This window comes from Erwinia persicina, from assembly GCF_014838825.1.
GTDB lineage: Bacteria > Pseudomonadota > Gammaproteobacteria > Enterobacterales > Enterobacteriaceae > Erwinia > Erwinia persicina_A.
In genome coordinates this window covers 1,312,253-1,330,559 of record NZ_JACYMO010000001.1, presented here as the reverse complement: position 1 = coordinate 1,330,559, position 18,307 = coordinate 1,312,253, and the positions used below count along the sequence as shown (strand labels likewise).

The window sequence follows — 18,307 nt, the reverse complement described above, 5'->3', positions numbered from 1 at the left end:
AAAGTACAGGGAGAAAACTATGAGCTATCGCCTGACGGGTTTAGCGCTGGCGAGCGTACTGATGGTCGGCTGTGCCAGTTCTAAGACAGGGGATGAACCTCAGGGACATGCCGATCCTCTGGAAGGTTTCAACCGGTCCATGTTCAACTTTAACTACAACGTGCTGGACCCGTATGTCCTGCGCCCGGTTGCCGTGGCGTGGCGTGACTATGTGCCGCAGCCTGCGCGTAACGGGCTGGGTAACTTCTTCACCAACCTTAACGAACCGTCGACGATGGTGAACTACTTCATTGAAGGCAATCCGTATAAGGCGATGGTGCACTTTAACCGTTTCTTCCTGAACACGCTGCTGGGCATGGGGGGGCTGATTGACGTTGCGTCGATGGCGAACCCGAAGCTGGCAAAAGAAGAGCCGCGCGCCTTTGGCAGCACGCTGGGTCACTACGGCGTGGGCTACGGTACCTACGTGGAAGTGCCGGGCTACGGGGGGTTTACCCCACGTGAAGATATCGGTGGCCTGGTGGATGATGTCTATCCGCCGCTGCTGTGGCTGACCTGGTGGATGTCGGCAGGGAAATGGGCACTGGAAGGGATTGAAACCCGTGCGCAGCTGCTGGATTCCGACGCGATCCTGAAGAATTCAAACGATCCTTACGCCTTTATGCGTGCGGCTTATTTCCAGCATCATGATTTCCTGGCGAGTGACGGTAAGCTGATCCCGCAGGAAAACCCTAATGCGGCAGCGATTAAAAATGATCTCGGCGATATTGATGCCGAATAAGGCCTGAGTTCAGGCTGAATGTTTTCATCCGGGCATCAGCTTCCTCTGTTAATAAAAAACCCCACAGGCGTGGGGTTTTTTTTGCTTTAGCTCTGAAGAGCCGTCTCAGAATTTATAGTTGAAACTGGCACCGTACAGCCAGGCTTTACCGCTGGAGCTAAAGGTATAAGGCGTTGCCTGTCCATTCTGGGCGGTAGCAATCGGGTCATTCCCTTCCTTGACGGTGACTTTTTTACCGTGCATATAGGAAACGCCTAAATCCACTGACGCGTCTTTATTAAAGGCATACGACGTACCGGCACTCAGCCATAAACGATCCTGATCGGGAATGGAAATAGAACGTTTATCTGACGGTACCGGGCTGTCATCAAAGGCAATACCGGTGCGGAAGGTCCAGTTATCGTCGTAATAATAGCTGGTACCGAGGGCAATACGATAAGCATCGTGGAAGCTTTCGTCTTTATAGAACAGCTCCTGACCATTGCTGCCGGTGGCTTTTAATTCCTGGAACTGGCTCCAGCTGGTATAGGCCATGCTGTAGTGAACGGCCCACTGCGGTGCCACTTTGTGGTAACCGGAAATTTCCCACATTTCAGGCAGGTTCAGCGACAGCGAGCCCGGAATGGTGCTGCCGCTGGTGCCGGTAGGCAACCCGAACTGGCTGCCGATAGGGTTAAAGGCGACCGGAATATCACTGCGGTAGTCACCGTCAAAATCAATCTTCACTTCAGAGCGGTAGGTCAGACCGAAGCGGTTATTATCATCCACTTCATACAGCACGCCGGCGTTCCAGCCGTAGCCCCATTCATCGCCTTTCAGGTGGGCAATTTGGGTATCGGCAGGGGCCGCAGGCAAGCCCGCTGCCGGCAGGAACGAACCCAGTTCGCCGATGGTTCGTTCGATTTTAGCCCGGGCGTAGACCGCATCAAAGCCCACACCAAAGCTGAAATGCTGGTTAAGGCGGTAGGCGGTGCTGAGGTTCAGGTTCATCGTCAGCAGGTCGGTTTTACCGGCAAACGGACCTCCGGCATAGCCGTCATTAAACTCAGTTGCGAGGCCGTAATTGCTGGTGGCCGATGCGCCGATCCACCACTGGTCATTCAGCGGCTGCACATAATGAATATTCGGCACCCACTGGGTCGGAGCAATATTATCGGCATTCAGACTATTGCCTGCGCCAGACTGCCCCTGAATATTAACATCCGGGTCAATAAATACCGCGCCAATAGAAAACATCGGACGGTCCATTAATGCCATGGTTGCCGGGTTACGGCTGGCTGATGCCGCAGAATCACCCATCGCCCCTTCGCCTGCATAAGCACGACCCAGACCAATGGTAGAGAATTCGTTCAGTTGAAAGCCAGCTGAGAAAGCATTAGAAGAAACAAGCGCCACTGCTGCTGCGAGTGCAGACTTAGCAAACAGGTTTTTATGGTTCATAACCACAACCTCATTATCTGATTTTATAATTAAGCTCTGTTACTAGACGTAACAAGGGATCGCGGATTCTAGTGACTGACAGACAACGAACAAATCAGACCAGTGGCGCAAGTATAGGTCTGACCTGTGTATGTGTTGCAATAATGTTTTTCAAATATTTCTAAATTGTTCACGGAAAAGAGATCTGGCTAACAAAAACCTTACATTCCTTTTTTACCTCATTCAGTGTGACTTGTTTCGGATCAATTAATAGTGTGATTTTCATCACTCAACACCCTGTTTTCAGGGGATGACTGGAGCTGAAATAGTGTCGGGCGTAAACTGACGACAGTCTCAATTAATCTGCCGCCAGACAGACAGCGGCAAGCCGGAGGATGTATGACTGACGCGATTAACCGCTGTAATGCCAGCGAAACCGCAGCCTGTTGCTGTGTTGACGTGGGTACCGTGCTGGACAATACCGACTGTACTGCCAGCTACAGCCACACCTTTAACAGCCGTGATGAGGCAGAAGCGGCGCTGCGCGCGCTCAGTGAAAAAGCCGCTGCCGTGGCCTCTGAGCCCTGTCAGATCGACAGCCGCTTCAGTGAGACTCCGCAGGGGGTCCAGCTTGACTGTGATTTTCTCTTCAGCTGCCAGGCTGAAACCATGATTTTCCAGCTCGGCCTGCGCTAATCTCCAGGTGGAGGGTGTGCCCCTCCACCAGAATCGTGTTTCTTCTCGCATTTTTATCTTCCTGCCGTAGCGCCCACCGTTATTCTGGTTAACACTGATCAGGTCAGACCTCTTGGCAGTGATGCCGTCGTTCTAAAGACAGGCCTTCATTCACCCCCATTGCCGCCAGTGCAGCTGTAATGTGATGTGATGCGGGCAGAAAGGTGAGAATAATGAGTAAAGCATTCCCATTGCTGACACGTCAGGGGGATCGCATCGCGATCACCCACGGGCTGCGTACGCCCTTTGCCCGTCAGGCCACCGCCTTTCACGGCATCCCCGCCCTGGAGCTGGGCCGGATGGTGGTCAGCGAACTGCTGGCCCGCAGCGAGATCCCCGCAGAGGTGATTGAACAGCTGGTCTTTGGACAGGTGGTACAGATGCCGGAAGCGCCTAATATCGCCCGGGAAATTGTGCTGGCCAGCGGTCTCAGCGTGCATACCGATGCCTACAGCGTCAGCCGTGCCTGCGCCACCAGCTTTCAGGCAGTGGCTAACGTCACCGAAAGCTTGCTGGCGGGGACGATTAGCGCCGGAATGGCTGGCGGGGCAGACTCCTCTTCCGTGCTGCCAATTGGCGTCAGCAAAACGCTGGCGCGGATGCTGGTCGACCTGAACAAGGCCCGGACCCTGCCGCAGAAACTCAAACTTTTCAGCCAGCTCCGGCCGCGTGACCTGCTGCCTGTGCCCCCGGCCGTGGCGGAGTATTCGACCGGGCTGCGTATGGGCGACACCGCCGAACAGATGGCCAAAGATCATGGCATCACCCGTGAGCAGCAGGATGCGCTGGCACACCGCTCCCACCAGCGCGCCGCCAGCGCCTGGCAGCGTGGCCTGCTGAAGGATGAGGTGATGACGGCCTGTGTCCCGCCGTGGAAGCAGCCTTTCCTGCAGGATAACAGTGTGCGTACCGAATCACGGCCTGAAGACTATGCCCGCCTGCGTCCGGCATTCGACCGTCAGCACGGCAGCGTCACGGCGGCCAACAGCACCCCGCTGACCGATGGCGCTGCGGCAGTGGTGCTGATGACGGAATCCCGCGCGCGTGAGCTGGGCCTGGTGCCAATGGGCTACCTGCGCAGCTACGCCTTCAGCGCGATTGACGTGCGGCGGGATATGCTGCTGGGCCCGGCTTATGCCACACCGCTGGCGCTCGAGCGCGCCGGTGTCACCCTGGCTGACCTTTCGCTGATCGACATGCATGAGGCTTTTGCGGCACAAACGCTGGCGAACCTGAAGATGTTCGCCGACGAGCGCTTTGCCCGTGAGGTGCTTAACCGGCCCCACGCGCTGGGTGAGGTGAATCAGGAGATCTTTAACGTATTGGGCGGATCTATCGCCTACGGACACCCGTTTGCCGCTACCGGAGCGCGGATGATCACGCAGACGCTGAATGAGCTGCGGCGTCGCGGCGGCGGACTGGGGCTGGTCACGGCCTGTGCGGCCGGTGGCCTGGGGGCGGCAATGGTTCTGGAGGCAGAATAATGGATTTACCCACTGCATTTACACTCACGATGCGTCTGGATAACGTCGGGGTGATCACCATTGACGTTCCGGATGAAAAGATGAATACGCTGAAGGCAGCATTCGCCGGACAACTCCGCGAGGTGCTTCAACAGGCGCGGGCCAACCCGCAGCTCGCCGGGCTGGTGATTATCTCGGGCAAGCCGGATTCCTTCATTGCCGGAGCCGATATCAGCATGATTGCGGCCTGTACCACGGCACAGCAGGCGAGTGCGCTGGCGGAAGCCGGTCAGGCGGTGATGGCTGAGATCGCCGCACTGCCGGTCACGGTGGTGGCGGCGATACACGGGGCCTGTCTGGGCGGCGGGCTGGAGCTGGTGCTTGCCTGTCATCGCCGGGTCTGTACCCTGGATGATAAAACCCGACTGGGCCTGCCCGAGGTCCAGCTGGGGCTGCTGCCCGGTTCCGGGGGCACGCAGCGTCTGCCGCGCCTGATCGGGGCCTCCACCGCGCTGGATATGATCCTGACCGGGAAAACCCTGCGTGCGCGGGCGGCACGGCGTTGCGGACTGGTGGATGACGCCGTACCGCACAGTATCCTGCTGGAAACCGCTGCCCGCCTGGCGCTGAAACCGCGTAGCGCGACACAAGCCCTCCCGCTGCGGGAGCGTCTGTTAAACGGTCCGGCGGGCAGGGCGATCCTGTTTGCGCTCGCCAGACGTCAGACGCAGGCCAAAACGCACGGTAACTATCCGGCGACGGAAAAAATTCTCAGCGTGGTGCGCTGCGGGTTGGAGCAGGGCAGCGGCAGCGGTTATGCCGCCGAAGCAAAGGCTTTTGGTGAACTGGCCATGACACCGCAGTCAGCGGCCCTGCGCAGCCTGTTTTTTGCTACTACAGCGCTGAAAAAAGACCCTGGTGCCAGCGCAACGCCGCGCGTGCTAAACCGGATCGGTGTGCTGGGCGGTGGCCTGATGGGCGGTGGTATTGCCTGCGTGACTGCCACCCGCGCCGGACTGCCGGTCAGGATCAAAGATATCAGCCCGGACGGCATTAACGCTGCGCTGAAAGCCAGCTGGCAGGTACTGACCCGGCAGGTGAAGCGGTGGCATCTGAGCGCCGCAGAGCGTCAGCAGCAGATGGCGCTGATCAGCGGCGGCACCGATTATCAGGGCTTCCGTCAGCGCGATATGGTGATTGAAGCGGTATTTGAAGATCTGGCACTGAAGCAGAAGATGGTGGCAGAAATCGAAGCACACTGTTCGCCGGAGACGCTGTTTGCGTCAAACACGTCCTCGCTGCCGATTGCCGCAATTGCGGCTGACGCGCAGCGGCCGGAGAATATTATCGGCCTGCACTACTTCAGCCCGCCGGAGAAAATGCCGCTGGTGGAGGTGATCCCCCATGCCGGCACCGCGCCTGTGACCATCGCTACCGCCGTCGCCCTGGCGAAAAAACAGGGGAAAACGCCAATTGTGGTGGCTGACCGGGCGGGTTTTTACGTCAACCGCATCCTGGCTCCGTATATGATTGAAGCCATGCACTGTCTGCTGGAAGGGGAGCCGATCGACTCCATTGATCAGGCGCTGGTCGGATTTGGTTTCCCGGTAGGGCCGGTGCAGCTGCTGGATGAGGTCGGCATTGATGTCGGCGCGCATATTATGCCCGTGCTGCAACAGGCCTGGGGCGATCGCTTTGCACTTCCTGCCGCGCTGGATGCCGTTCTGAAAGATGACCGCAAGGGAAGAAAAAATGGCCGGGGTTTTTACCTTTATCCGCAGAAAGGGCGCAGAAAGCAGGTAGATAACTCCGTATACCGGCTGCTGAAGCTCAGTGAGAAACACCATCTCAGCGCACAGAATATCGCTCAGCGCTGTGTGATGATGCTGCTGAATGAAGCGGCCCGTACGCTGGATGAGCAGGTGATTGCCAGCGTACGTGACGGGGATATCGGGGCGGTATTCGGCATCGGCTTCCCGCCGTTTCTTGGCGGGCCATTCCGCTATATGGATCAGCTGGGCATTCGCGAGGTGGTGAACCAGTTAACCCTGCTTGCGCAGCGTCACGGGACACGTTTTACGCCCTGTGAGCGGCTGATAAAAATGGCTGAAGCGGGGGAATCTTTCTGTAAAACGGAAGTGAAGCTGAATAGTCGCACTGATTCAGCGGGTTAGTCTGGCGGGGCAGTGAATGCGCTTTTGTGGGTCATTCTGCGGGGCGCTCACTAAGTAAACAATCGGTTGACTATACTCAAGGCATTGGGGTACAACACACCGTTCATTCTCTGGATGAAGAGTCGGATGGCGTTGTCCCCCGGCGTTTTTGTTTAACAACAGCGGTGCTATATGCAAGTTTTCATTATGCGTCACGGCGATGCGGCATTAGATGCAGCCAGTGATTCTGTCAGACCTCTGACCCACTGCGGCTGTGATGAGACTCGTCAGATGGCGAACTGGCTTAACGGCCAGTCGGTGGATATTGAGCGGGTACTGGTCAGCCCGTATCTGCGTGCGCGGCAAACGCTGAACACGGTTCGTGAGGCGTTGCCCCTGCCCGAAGGCGAAGATGTGCTGCCGGAGCTGACGCCGGGAGGCGATCCGGGGCTGGTAGCCTGCTATCTGCAGGTGCTGGCGAACGAAGGAGCCAGGTCGGCGCTGGTGATCTCTCACCTGCCGCTGGTGGGCTATCTGGTGGCTGAACTCTGCCCGCAGGAAGCGCCACCGATGTTTGCGACCTCCGCCATTGCGTGCATTGAGTTTGATGCGGAGAACGCCACTGGCAAGCTGGAGTGGCAGGTTTCCCCTGCCAAACTCGCCAGGGCGATATGATCGACGGCGGCGGACCGGATCAACCGGTCCGCCCCTACGGCAACATCAGTTCTGGCGGCAGCCACTCTTCGATTTCAATCAGCACCAGCAGTGCCGCATCCCCACCAAACAGCTTTGGTGCCTGATGAAAGGCCATCACCATGGGGTGCTGGGCCAGCCACAGCGGCGTCTGCTGTTTAAGAACATGTTTGCCGTGGCCGTGCATCACGCTGGCGCAAAAGATATGTTCGCGGCGACAGGCGGCAATCAGCGCACCCAGTTCCTCCTTGGCCTGCTTCTGGGTTAATCCGTGCAGATCGAGAAAAATTTCCGGGCTATAATCCCCGCGACGCAGCTTCTTCAGCTCATAATGGTCAACATCCGCACGTACATAACGCACCGCACCTTCACTGGCCAGCAGCGGCTGAAATTCATCTGAAAAATAGTGGCTGTTATCCATCTGCTCTGACAGCAGGCGCTTCTGCGGCACATGGTCTGTTTTTTTACGCAGCGGCTTGTGGACAATGGTGTCCTGGGCCAGCTTACGCGTGCCGGCCATCAGCCCGCGAAACAGCGCCAGGTCTTCTGCATTCAGATTCTCTTTTTTACTCATTCTCTGCGATCGCTATGCGTTAGGTGAGGGCCATGACACCAGTTAAAGGGCCATAACATGCGTTTTCTGCCGTCAGTCTACCTTTTCCGCGCCTGCGGCTGAAACAAATCTCAGCTTTTTCACCCCCCCGCGCTGAATTATCTCAAGCTTCGTGGCAAACTAGCGCCCGGGTTTAACAGAACGGCCTGCGGAGGGCACTTTGGACAAAATTTTCGTCGATGAAGCAGTCAATGAGCTGCACACTATTCAGGATATGTTGCGCTGGTCGGTCAGCCGCTTTTCTGCCGCTGATATCTGGTATGGCCACGGCACCGACAATCCCTGGGACGAAGCCGTTCAGCTGGTGCTCCCTACGCTCTATCTGCCGCTGGATATTCCGGAAGATATGCGCAACGCGCGCCTGACCTCCAGCGAGCGCCACCGTATTGTTGAGCGCGTGATCCGCCGCATTAATGAACGGATCCCGGTGGCCTACCTCACCAATAAAGCCTGGTTTTGCGGGCACGAATTTTATGTGGATGAGCGTGTGCTGGTGCCGCGTTCACCGATTGGTGAGCTGATTAACAGCCACTTTGACGGTATCATCAGTCAGGATCCCCAGCACATCCTCGATATGTGTACCGGCAGCGGCTGTATCGCCATCGCCTGTGCCTATGCCTTCCCGGATGCGGAAGTGGATGCCGTTGACATCTCTACCGACGCGCTGGCGGTGACCGAGCAGAACATTGGCGCACACGGTCTTGACCACAACGTGACGCCGATCCGCGCTGACCTGTTCCGCGAGCTGCCAAAGACCCAGTACGATCTGATTGTGACGAATCCGCCGTATGTGGACGCGGATGATATGGACGACCTGCCTAATGAATACCGCCACGAGCCGGAGCTGGGCCTTGCCGCAGGCAGCGATGGCCTGAAGCTGGTGCGCCGTATTCTGGCCTGTGCCCCGGACTATCTCAGCGACCAGGGCGTGCTGATTTGCGAAGTGGGTAACAGCATGGTGCATATGATCGACCAGTACCCGGATGTGCCTTTCACCTGGCTGGAGTTTGATAACGGCGGGGATGGCGTGTTTATGCTGACTAAACAGCAAATTATCGACGCACAGCATCATTTTAAAATTTATAAAGACTGATGATCACTTTTAGCGAGGAAGTAAGTCATGGCGGGTAATACCATTGGACAAGTTTTTCGGGTCACAACGTTTGGCGAATCGCACGGCATCGCTCTGGGCTGCATCGTCGATGGCGTGCCGCCGGGCATCCCGCTGACCGAAGCTGATTTGCAGCACGATCTCGATCGCCGCCGTCCTGGCACTTCACGCTACACCACCCAGCGCCGCGAGCCGGACCAGGTGAAAATTCTGTCCGGGGTGTTTGAAGGGAAAACCACCGGCACCAGTATCGGCCTGCTGATTGAGAACACCGATCAGCGCTCGCAGGATTACGGCACGATCAAAGATCTCTATCGTCCGGGCCATGCGGACTACACCTACGATCAGAAATACGGCTTCCGCGACTATCGCGGCGGCGGACGTTCTTCTGCGCGTGAAACGGCAATGCGCGTGGCGGCCGGGGCGATTGCCAAAAAGTACCTGGAGATGAAGCACGGCATTATCGTGCGCGGCTATCTGGCACAGATTGGCGACGTTGCCTGCGAACTGAAAGACTGGGATCAGGTTGAACTGAACCCGTTCTTCTGCCCGGACCCGGACAAAATTGAAGCCCTGGACGAACTGATGCGTGCCCTGAAAAAAGAGGGGGACTCCATCGGTGCCAAAGTGACCGTAATGGCAGAAAACGTTCCGGCGGGCCTGGGTGAACCGGTCTTTGACCGTCTGGACGCTGACCTGGCGCACGCGCTGATGAGCATCAATGCAGTGAAAGGTATCGAAATTGGCGACGGCTTTGCCGTGGTCGGCCAGCGCGGCAGTGAACACCGGGATGAAATCCGTGCCAGCGGTTTCCAGAGCAACCACGCTGGCGGTATTCTGGGCGGTATCAGCAGCGGTCAGTGCATTATCGCTAACCTGGCGATGAAACCGACTTCCAGTATCACCGTACCGGGGAAAACGCTGACCCGCAGCGGTGAAGAAGTCGAGATGATCACTAAAGGCCGTCACGATCCGTGCGTGGGCATCCGTGCGGTGCCGATTGCCGAAGCGATGATGGCGATTGTGCTGATGGATCACCTGCTGCGCCACCGCGCGCAGAATGCTGATGTAGAAACCTCTTATCCGCGCTGGTAAATGATGAAAAAAACGCTGATGGCGCTGTGTGCGCTGCTGATCTCGACGACCGGTCAGGCCGCCACGCCGTGGCAGACCATTCAACAGCCGGTAGCCGGCGTGCCACAGTCCATCGGAGCCTTTTCTAACGGCTGCATTATCGGCGCGCAGCCGCTGCCGCTGGAAGCCTCCGGTTACCAGGTCATGCGTACCGATCAGCGTCGCTACTATGGTCACCCTGATCTGATCGCCTTTATTCAGCGCCTCAGTACCCGCACCCGCCAGCTGGGGCTGGGGGAGGTGCTGGTCGGGGATATGGGCATGGCGGCAGGCGGGCGCTTCAGCAGCGGTCACGCCAGCCATCAGTCTGGTCTGGACGTCGATATCTGGCTTCAGCTACCGAAGCAGCGCTGGACACAGCAGATGCTGCTGAAGCCTCAGCCGCTCGACCTGGTGGCCGCCGACGGTAAAAACGTGGTGGCCCGCCACTGGCAGCCGGAAATCGACAGCCTGATCAAGCTGGCCGCGAAAGATGATGATGTGACACGCATCTTCGTTAACCCGGCGATCAAAAAGCAGCTGTGTGCCGATGCCGGAGCCGACCGTGACTGGTTACGTAAAGTGCGGCCGTGGTTCCAGCACCGTGCGCACATGCACGTGCGTCTGCGCTGCCCGGCGGGCAGCCTGGAGTGTCAGGATCAGCCCATCCCGCCGCCGGGCGATGGCTGCGGTGCCGAGCTGCAAAGCTGGTTCGCCCCGCCTAAACCGGGCAGTACACCGCCGGTGAAGCGTGAGCCACCGCCGTTACCGCCATCCTGCCAGGCTCTGCTGGATAACCACCGACTGTAAGGCGCTGAGAAAAAATGGAATGGGTAAACGTGGCTCCGTGGCTGCTCGGCGTACTGTTTCTGGTGGCCTTACTGGCAGGGTTTATTGATGCTATTGCGGGCGGCGGCGGCTTACTGACCGTGCCTGCGCTGCTGGCGGCCGGGCTTTCACCCGCGCAGGCGCTGGCGACCAACAAGCTGCAGTCCGTAGGAGGATCGTTTTCGGCCAGCCTGTACTTTATCCGCCGTAAGGCGGTGGATCTGCGCGAACAAAAGCTGAACATCGCGCTGACCTTTTTAGGTTCGATCAGTGGCGCGCTGCTGGTTCAGCACGTCAAGGGCGATATTTTGCGGCAGCTGCTGCCGCTGCTGGTGATCGCGATTGGCCTCTATTTTCTGCTGATGCCGAAGATTGGCGAAGAGGATCGCCAGCGCCGCCTGCACGGACTGCCGTTTGCGCTGGTGGCCGGGGGCTGCGTCGGCTTCTATGACGGATTCTTTGGTCCCGGTGCCGGATCATTTTACGCGCTGGCGTTTGTCACCCTGTGTGGCTATAACCTGGCCAAATCCACCGCCCACGCCAAAGTACTGAACTTCACCTCTAACCTCGGTGGCCTGCTGCTGTTTATGCTGGGCGGGAAAGTGGTGTGGCTGGTGGGCCTGGTGATGCTGGCCGGTCAGGTATGCGGTGCCCGGCTGGGGGCACGTATGGTGCTGACCCGCGGACAGACGCTGATCCGCCCGATGATTGTCATCGTCTCGGCGGTGATGAGCGCCAAACTGCTGTACGACAGCCACGGCGCGGACATCGCCGCGTGGTTGCATCAGCTATAAGGGGCGAAACTGTTACTGTTCGCCCCTGCGCGGGTTAACCTCTTCCCACAGCGATCCAGCGGCGCTGATCCATCGAATCCTCAATCGCCTGCAGGATGCGCTGATTCTCCCAGCCAAAGTTGAAGTTTGGATAACAGTCGTCGTCCCGGCAGATGCCCTGCACCAGGTCATGCACCTCCAGCACTTTGACATCGAAATAACCCAGCCCGCCGCCGCCAAAATCAAAGCCAAAAAACGCCGAGTAGGAGGGGATCTGACTGCCGGCATACAGGGTTTTGAAACCACGATCGCGCTTATCGTCGTTAAAACGAAACACCTGCAGTTCATTGAAACGTTCACCGTCCATATACAGCGTGCCTTCCGTCCCGGAAACTTCCCAGTAGACGCCAAAAATTCGTCCGGCGGCAATTCGGGATGATTCAATAACCCCGGCGGCACCGCTGGTAAAGCTCATCAGACACTGCATCTGATCGTCATTTTCCACCTCACGGCGTTCAGCATTGGCTTCCACCTTGCTGGCGTAGCCGCTGTCCACGCCCGGCACTGGCCGGGTTTTCAGATACGTCTGCCCGCTGGCGCAGACCTCAGACACGCCGCCCATCAGATACTGCGCCACTGACAGGGTATGCGCTCCCAGATCCCCCAGCGAGCCGGAACCTGCCAGTGCCTTTGAGCAGCGCCACGACCAGGGAAGCTCCGGGTCGTTATAAAAACCCTGGTCGAACGTGCCGCGAAAGCGCACCGGTGTGCCGATTTCACCACGTTCAATCAGCTGCTTTGCCAGCTGTGCGGCCGGGGTTTTGATGTTGTTAAAGGCCACCATGGTTTTGACGCCGGCCCGCTGTGCTGCCTGAGCCATTTCGCGCGCCTGAGGCTCGGTCACCGCCAGCGGTTTTTCGCAGTACACGTGTTTCCCGGCGGCAATCGCGGCCAGCGCCATCGGGTGATGAAGATGATTGGGAGAGGTGATGTCAATCACGTCAATATTCGGATCCTGTAACATCTCGCGCCAGTCGCCGTAAGCGTGCAGCGCACCGAAGCGCGTTGCCGCCTGCTCAGCCAGTGCCTGGTTCTGGTCGGCGATGGCGTAAAGCACTGGCGTTTTCGGCAGGTCCGGATAGAGCAGGGCGGCACGGCGAATGGCGTCAGCATGGGCCTGGCCCATAAAGCCGGAGCCGATCAGGCCAATATTCAGAGTGTCAGACATGGCAATTCTCCTACAGCGAAAAAAGAGCGTTGATGTGATGTAAAGCGCGGGTGACGGTGGGCACCGGCGGCGCTTGCCGTGGGTCCTGCTCGGCTTCGACGATCAGCCAGCCGCGATAGCCGCCGTGGCTGACAAAGTCCACTACGGGCTGATAATCGATGCTGCCGTCGCCGGGGACGGTGAACATGCCGCCGCGTACCCCCTGATTAAAACTCTCATCCTGTGCAAACACCTGATCCAGCCGCGCACGGCGAATATCTTTCAGATGGATATGGCAGATGCGGCTGCCGAACTGCCGGATCAGCGCCCGCAGATCGCAGCCTGCGGCCACGGCGTGTCCGGTATCCAGCAACATTCCGACGTCACCGGTCGTGGCGGTAAAGAAACGTTCAATCTCATCCTGGTGCTCAACCAGCATCATCAGATGATGGTGGTAGGCCAGCGTCAGGCCATATTCCTGATGCAGCGCCGAGGCAAACTGGCTGATACGCCGCGCGTAGGCATCGACGTCAATCCCGCTGAGTCCGGGGGAGTGAGAGAGGCCGAGATCCAGCGGCGTTTCGCCCGGCATCCCGCCGCACTCGCCGTATACCATCACCGAACAGCCCAGCGCCTGCAGCAGGCGGGCGTGGGCGGCAACGTTATGCAGTTCCTGCTGGACGCTGATGTCTGCCAGGGTGCCGGAAAACCAGCCGGAGGCCAGCGACAGGCCGGTTTCCTGTAGCAGTGGCGTGAGTTGCGACGGTTCGCGGGGAAACTTACGGCCCAGCTCAATCCCCTGATAGCCTGCGGCGGCCGCCTCCTGCATACACTGTAATGCGCTGACATCATCCCCCAGATCTTCCAGCACGTCGTTGGTCCAGGCGAGCGGACTGACGCCCAGACGCACGTTGGCATTGGCCATAATTTTCTCCTGTCTGAAATCAAAGTTTGAAGTGCGTCGCATAATCGCGCTCTGCGCGCAGTCCGGTGTTGCATTAGCCGCTATCCGGCTGAAGAGTGGAGAAAAGATAGCCTGTACGGGGGCGGGGGGTACATGACCAGAGTGCTGAAAAAAATGTCTGATATCACACTGACGGTGCCCGTCATTGAGGGGTACTTCGGTCTGTCGCGCTACGGGGCAGGGGACGTTTACGGGCCACGCATACAGCGCGGGATCCAGTTTATCGCCCTGCTGAGTGGTAGCGTCACCATTGAGACGGCGCAGCACTCCCTGCCGCTCCTGCCCGGTGCTCTGGCGCTGCTGCTGCCGGGGCAGCGTGAGCTGTTTCGTTTCGACCCGCTTATCCCCAGCGAACATATCTGGTGCCAGCTGGATTTTGCCGCACTGCCGGAGAATTTTAATCTTGAACTGGCACAACTGCCGCCTGTCATTGCTTTCGATCATCAGGTCGAGCAGCTGATGGAGCTGGGTATCAGTCTGACCTCACAGCCGGGAGGGGCCCCGCGTGCGCTGATCTCGCTGGCCGAAACCCTGCTCTATTACTACGCCTCACGCGGTATTCCGCCGCGCGATGAGGGGCGGCAGACCATGCCCAAAGGGGTACGTGAAGCCTGCCGCTATATTGCGCTGCGCTATCAGCACCCGCTGGCGCTGGAGGATATTGCCGCACGCGCCCACTGCTCAGTGAACCATCTGATTGCCCTGTTCCGGCGGCACCTGCGTCAGACGCCCGCGCGTTACCTGCGTGACGTGCGCCTGCGCCATGCGGAACGCCTGCTGACGCGCAGTGCGCTGCCGGTGGCGCTGATCGCCGAGCAGTGCGGGTTTGTCTCGCCATTTCATTTTTCACGTCTGTTCAAAGAGCATTACGGCCTGGCACCGCTGGCATTTCGCCAGCAGGCGCTGGCGTCAGCTCCGCCAGAACGCTGAGTCTTTCAGCCGCTCAATGGCCACCGGCTGGCCAATGAAATAGCCCTGCAGGCTGTCACACTGCAACAGCGTTAACTGCTCCAGCTGGGACTGGGTTTCAACGCCCTCAGCGGTCACGTCCAGCGCGTAGGCCTTGCCAAGGCCCACCATATTTTCCACAATCTGGCGCGCGCGCGCGGAGTCTTCCATCGGAAAAATAAAGGACTTATCAAGTTTGATACCGTCAAAAGGAAACGTCCGCAGATAGCTCAGGGAGGAGAAGCCCGTTCCGAAATCATCAATCAGAAACTTCACTCCCAGCGCTTTGATCTTCAGCATAATCTGCTGGGTTTTAACCGGGTCCTGCAGCGTGACGTTTTCGGTGACTTCGATTTCCAGTCGCGAACTTTCCAGGCCTGTTTTTTCCAGCGCCTCTTTGATTCTGTTGTACAGGCCTTTATCCTGGAACTCCCCGGCGGAAAGGTTGACCGACACGGATAATCCCGGCAGATGGCAGCGGGTTTCAGCGCAGGCCGTCTCCAGTACCCAGTCGCTGAGCGCGTAAATCAGCCCGGTTTCTTCTGCCAGCGGGATAAACTGATCGGGCATCAGCAGGCCATGATGCGGGTGCTGCCACCTGACCAGTGCCTCGACCCCGGTGATGCGGCAGGATTTAGTGCTGTAACGCGGCTGGTAAACCAGGCGGAGCTGACCGCTGCGGATACCTTCGCGCAGCTCCTGCTCCATCTCGCGGCGCTGAACAATCTTTTCGCCCATATCGCGCTGGAAGAAGGCCCACTGGTTGCGCCCCTCATTTTTGGCTTTATACAGCGCAATGTCGGCATAGCGCAGCAGGTCTCCGGCGGCACGCGCATCCTGGGGGGCAAGCGCAATGCCCAGACTGGCCCCGATAAAGATTTCACTGCCGCCCACCAGGAAGGGGGCGTTAATGTCCTGAATGATCTGACGACACAGCTGTTCGATATCGTCGTTGTGCTTCACCTCGGGCAGAATAATAATAAACTCATCCCCGCCGTGACGGGTCACCATGCCGGACGCTTGCAGACAGCGGCGCAGGCGGGAGGAGACCTCATGCAGCACCGTATCGCCTGCGCTGTGCCCGTAGACATCGTTGACGGGTTTAAACCTGTCCAGGTCGACCATGATGATGGCGAGCTGACCGCCCCCGGTGGGTTCAGAATTGAGTTTCCCCTCAAGGAACTCCTTCATCTGCACGCGGTTGGGCAGGCCGGTGAGGTCGTCAAAATGCGACAGATAGCGCACCCGCTCCTGTGCTTTCACTTCCTGGGTCACGTCCGTAGCGGTACCGCGGAAACCGGTTTTCCCGCCGGGCAGTAACACGCGCTTGACGATCATATTGCAGTAGCGCTGATGCTGCTGCGCTGAAAGATAACGGCTGTTGGGCAGAGTGATGCGGCCACCGGACTGGCAAAGGTCGGCCAGGTGCGCCACAGCATTGCTGTCGTTAAGTAAAAATTCGCTCGCCGGACGCCCCATCCAGTCAGAGATGTGATAACCGGTGATGGCCGGAAAACGTTCGGAAATCCAGGTAAAGCGTAGGTTTTCATCCGCCTCCCAAATCCAGTCCGTGGTAGTTTCGGCCACGTCTCTGAACCGGCATTCGCTGCTGTGCAGTGCCTGCTGGCTCTGCTCCAGCAGGAAACGCGCTTCATCGCTCATCCGTGCCTTGCGCAGCGCATTCTTCATCAGCACAAAGGCGATGAACAGGGTGGCCAGCATCAGTAATACCAGTGCAGGAAGAAGACCCGTTAACAGGGCTTCGCCAGGATTATCGCTCTGCCACGCTATGCTGACCGGCCCACCGGCCGCGGGCAGGATCAGTCGGTTGCTGGCGGCCGGATCGGTGGGCACCTGCGGGCTGAGAATATGTGCGCCACGGATGCCGTACTCAAGGGCCATTTTATTCACCTTTTCAGGCGTGAGACGGTCGGCAAAGATCATTAACGACCGTGGGCCACTGTCGCTGATCACGCTGCTGTCCCCTCCGGGTGAAATCCAGGCGGCACTCAGCAGAGTGACCTGGCCCTCTGATACCACCAGGGTCGACACGGCTTTCTCTCCGCCAGTGGCAAGCATCGCCTTCAGGCGGGGGACCGGATCTGTTCCCAGCCAGCTTTCAACCAGCTGCAAATGCAGCTGTCCGTTAATGACGCTGTATCGGGTCTGTCCGTCCGGGGAGATGACAAAAATCCCCTCATAATGGAAGGTCTGGTACAGCGACGCGCCGAGGTTCTGATTGTCCCACGCCCATTCGGTATTGATGGTCAGATGCAGGTTTTCATAAGCCTCTCCCCAGTCAGCGTTGTCGAGGGTGTGCGAATGCATGATTTCCTGACGGTTTTCAATGGCCTTGCCCATTAATAAACGGAAATGCTCATCTTCGTGCGCATTCTGCCTGCCGGCGATAAAAAACAGCGCAATAATAGCGAGAATGAATAATGTGCCCAGCAAAAAAAGCATGGCAATCATTGGCTGTCTGACCAGCCCGCTCGCCTCCCGGTGGTGAATTATTCTTTTTATTGTCGATTTTTGCTTCATGGGCATTCGCCTGAAAGGGGCATCGGGTGGTTAACACGGCTTTCGTGTCAGTTGTGGCGTCTGGTAAACTGATCTAATCAGGTTTTACTGTGAAATAGTGTGCGGTGGCTCCGGGTGAATGAACTGATTTTTCGGCTCATTCAGGGATAAAATCGTCAAACCGGACGCCCGGTTTAACACTGGTCTATCGGCGCGAAAATGAAAAACTTGATGTCCGGCGTGATCTGGCCGGAACAAGGGCAGGGGTTCCTGTCCGTCTGCGGCCCCGGTTGGCGTCAGGCGCGCGCTGGCAGACCGGCGGCTTTCTCGGGTGAAAACAGCAATAGTTCTCGAAACCTGCCTGACAAAATGTCAAAATTGCGCGTTTTTTACTTTGACGACAGACAGCTATGAGCCAGCAACACCACTATCAGGACCTGATCGATATCTTCGATCGCTGTTTTATGAATGATTTTCAGACCCGCCTGATTAAAGGCGATGATGAACCGATCTATCTTCCTGCGGATGACACGTCACCGTGGAACCGGGTGGTGTTTGCGCACGGGTTCTACGCCAGTGGAATGCATGAAATCTCCCACTGGTGTATCGCCGGGGCCGAACGCCGCAAACGTGTGGATTTTGGCTACTGGTACTGTCCGGACGGGCGCGATGCGGAAACCCAGGGGCAGTTTGAGTCCGTTGAGGTGAAGCCGCAGGCGCTGGAGTGGTTATTCAGCGTGGCGGCGGGCTTTCCGTTCAATGTCAGTTGTGACAATCTGGAAGGCGATTGTGAACCCGATCGCATTGCGTTTCAGCGCAGGGTCCATGCCCAGGTGATGGCGTATCTTGAAAAAGGTATCCCCGACCGTCCGGCGCGTCTGATCGCTGAACTTCGCGCGTTTTATTCCACTCCACCGCTGACGTCAGCCCAGTTTCCGTGGCCGGAAGATCTGAGCTGAACGGGGAGCGTATAGATGACAGAGGTT

16 protein-coding genes are annotated in these 18,307 nt (G+C 58.1%); 11 read left to right on the top strand and 5 right to left on the bottom strand.

Annotation, left to right across the window (positions count from 1 at the left end):
* Window positions 1–19 precede the first annotated feature (19 nt).
* A complete protein-coding gene (mlaA, locus tag IFU29_RS05965; protein ID WP_191933063.1) occupies window positions 20–781 on the top strand; it encodes a phospholipid-binding lipoprotein MlaA in 762 nt (253 codons plus the stop codon).
* 105 nt (window positions 782–886) lie between these two features.
* Here mlaA and fadL read toward each other — a convergent pair whose 3' ends face one another.
* Window positions 887–2,221: a long-chain fatty acid transporter FadL gene (gene fadL, locus IFU29_RS05960; protein ID WP_191933062.1), complete on the bottom strand. Its 1,335-nt coding sequence runs from the start codon at window positions 2,219–2,221 to the stop codon at window positions 887–889.
* A 378-nt stretch (window positions 2,222–2,599) separates the two neighbouring features.
* On the opposite strand from fadL, the gene IFU29_RS05955 reads away from it, so the two are divergent.
* From IFU29_RS05955 to sixA, 4 genes are all read left to right on the top strand, one after another.
* Entirely contained in the window at window positions 2,600–2,896 is a 297-nt protein-coding gene (locus tag IFU29_RS05955; protein WP_191933061.1) for a YfcZ/YiiS family protein, read from the top strand.
* Window positions 2,897–3,108: 212 nt separating this feature from the next.
* Entirely contained in the window at window positions 3,109–4,419 is a 1,311-nt protein-coding gene (fadI, locus tag IFU29_RS05950) for an acetyl-CoA C-acyltransferase FadI (RefSeq protein ID WP_191933060.1), read from the top strand.
* Window positions 4,419–6,572 carry a fatty acid oxidation complex subunit alpha FadJ gene (gene fadJ, locus IFU29_RS05945; protein WP_191933059.1) on the top strand — a complete coding sequence of 718 codons (2,154 nt, stop codon included), beginning with the start codon at window positions 4,419–4,421 and terminating at the stop codon, window positions 6,570–6,572. Before fadI ends, fadJ begins: the two co-directional genes overlap by 1 nt.
* Window positions 6,573–6,743: 171 nt before the next feature.
* Window positions 6,744–7,226 (top strand): phosphohistidine phosphatase SixA, encoded by a 483-nt coding sequence (gene sixA, locus IFU29_RS05940; protein ID WP_191933058.1) that lies wholly within the window; start codon window positions 6,744–6,746, stop codon window positions 7,224–7,226.
* 34 nt (window positions 7,227–7,260) lie between these two features.
* On the opposite strand, the gene smrB is transcribed toward sixA, so the two are convergent.
* Complete coding sequence (smrB, locus tag IFU29_RS05935) at window positions 7,261–7,818, bottom strand: endonuclease SmrB (RefSeq protein WP_191933057.1); 558 nt, start codon at window positions 7,816–7,818, stop codon at window positions 7,261–7,263.
* Between the two features lie 199 nt (window positions 7,819–8,017).
* Here smrB and prmB point away from each other — a divergent pair, with 199 nt between their 5' ends.
* Genes prmB through IFU29_RS05915 form a run of 4 tightly spaced genes read left to right on the top strand, consistent with a single transcriptional unit; the run spans window position 8,018 to window position 11,703 of the window.
* On the top strand, window positions 8,018–8,950 hold the full coding sequence (gene prmB, locus IFU29_RS05930; protein ID WP_191933056.1) for a 50S ribosomal protein L3 N(5)-glutamine methyltransferase: 933 nt from the start codon (window positions 8,018–8,020) through the stop codon (window positions 8,948–8,950).
* A gap of 27 nt (window positions 8,951–8,977) precedes the next feature.
* Entirely contained in the window at window positions 8,978–10,063 is a 1,086-nt protein-coding gene (gene aroC / locus IFU29_RS05925) for a chorismate synthase (protein WP_062743018.1), read from the top strand.
* 3 nt (window positions 10,064–10,066) lie between these two features.
* Complete coding sequence (gene mepA / locus IFU29_RS05920; protein ID WP_118665680.1) at window positions 10,067–10,891, top strand: penicillin-insensitive murein endopeptidase; 825 nt, start codon at window positions 10,067–10,069, stop codon at window positions 10,889–10,891.
* A gap of 14 nt (window positions 10,892–10,905) precedes the next feature.
* The gene (locus IFU29_RS05915; protein WP_191933055.1) at window positions 10,906–11,703 is read left to right on the top strand and encodes a sulfite exporter TauE/SafE family protein; all 798 of its coding nucleotides are present in this window, start codon (window positions 10,906–10,908) and stop codon (window positions 11,701–11,703) included.
* 34 nt (window positions 11,704–11,737) lie between these two features.
* Here IFU29_RS05915 and IFU29_RS05910 read toward each other — a convergent pair whose 3' ends face one another.
* On the bottom strand, window positions 11,738–12,910 hold the full coding sequence (locus tag IFU29_RS05910) for a Gfo/Idh/MocA family protein (RefSeq protein ID WP_191933054.1): 1,173 nt from the start codon (window positions 12,908–12,910) through the stop codon (window positions 11,738–11,740).
* Between the two features lie 10 nt (window positions 12,911–12,920).
* Window positions 12,921–13,814, bottom strand: a complete 894-nt coding sequence (gene iolE, locus IFU29_RS05905) for a myo-inosose-2 dehydratase (protein ID WP_191933053.1) — start codon at window positions 13,812–13,814, stop codon at window positions 12,921–12,923.
* Window positions 13,815–13,967: 153 nt separating this feature from the next.
* Here iolE and IFU29_RS05900 point away from each other — a divergent pair, with 153 nt between their 5' ends.
* Window positions 13,968–14,783 carry a helix-turn-helix domain-containing protein gene (locus IFU29_RS05900; protein WP_191933052.1) on the top strand — a complete coding sequence of 272 codons (816 nt, stop codon included), beginning with the start codon at window positions 13,968–13,970 and terminating at the stop codon, window positions 14,781–14,783.
* On the opposite strand, the gene IFU29_RS05895 is transcribed toward IFU29_RS05900, so the two are convergent.
* Window positions 14,763–17,342, bottom strand: a complete 2,580-nt coding sequence (locus IFU29_RS05895; protein ID WP_274604278.1) for a bifunctional diguanylate cyclase/phosphodiesterase — start codon at window positions 17,340–17,342, stop codon at window positions 14,763–14,765. The two genes, IFU29_RS05900 and IFU29_RS05895, sit on opposite strands and share 21 nt — an antisense overlap.
* Before the next feature lie 389 nt (window positions 17,343–17,731).
* Here IFU29_RS05895 and IFU29_RS05890 point away from each other — a divergent pair, with 389 nt between their 5' ends.
* Window positions 17,732–18,280: an elongation factor P hydroxylase gene (locus IFU29_RS05890; protein ID WP_191933051.1), complete on the top strand. Its 549-nt coding sequence runs from the start codon at window positions 17,732–17,734 to the stop codon at window positions 18,278–18,280.
* Window positions 18,281–18,307: the final 27 nt, after the last annotated feature.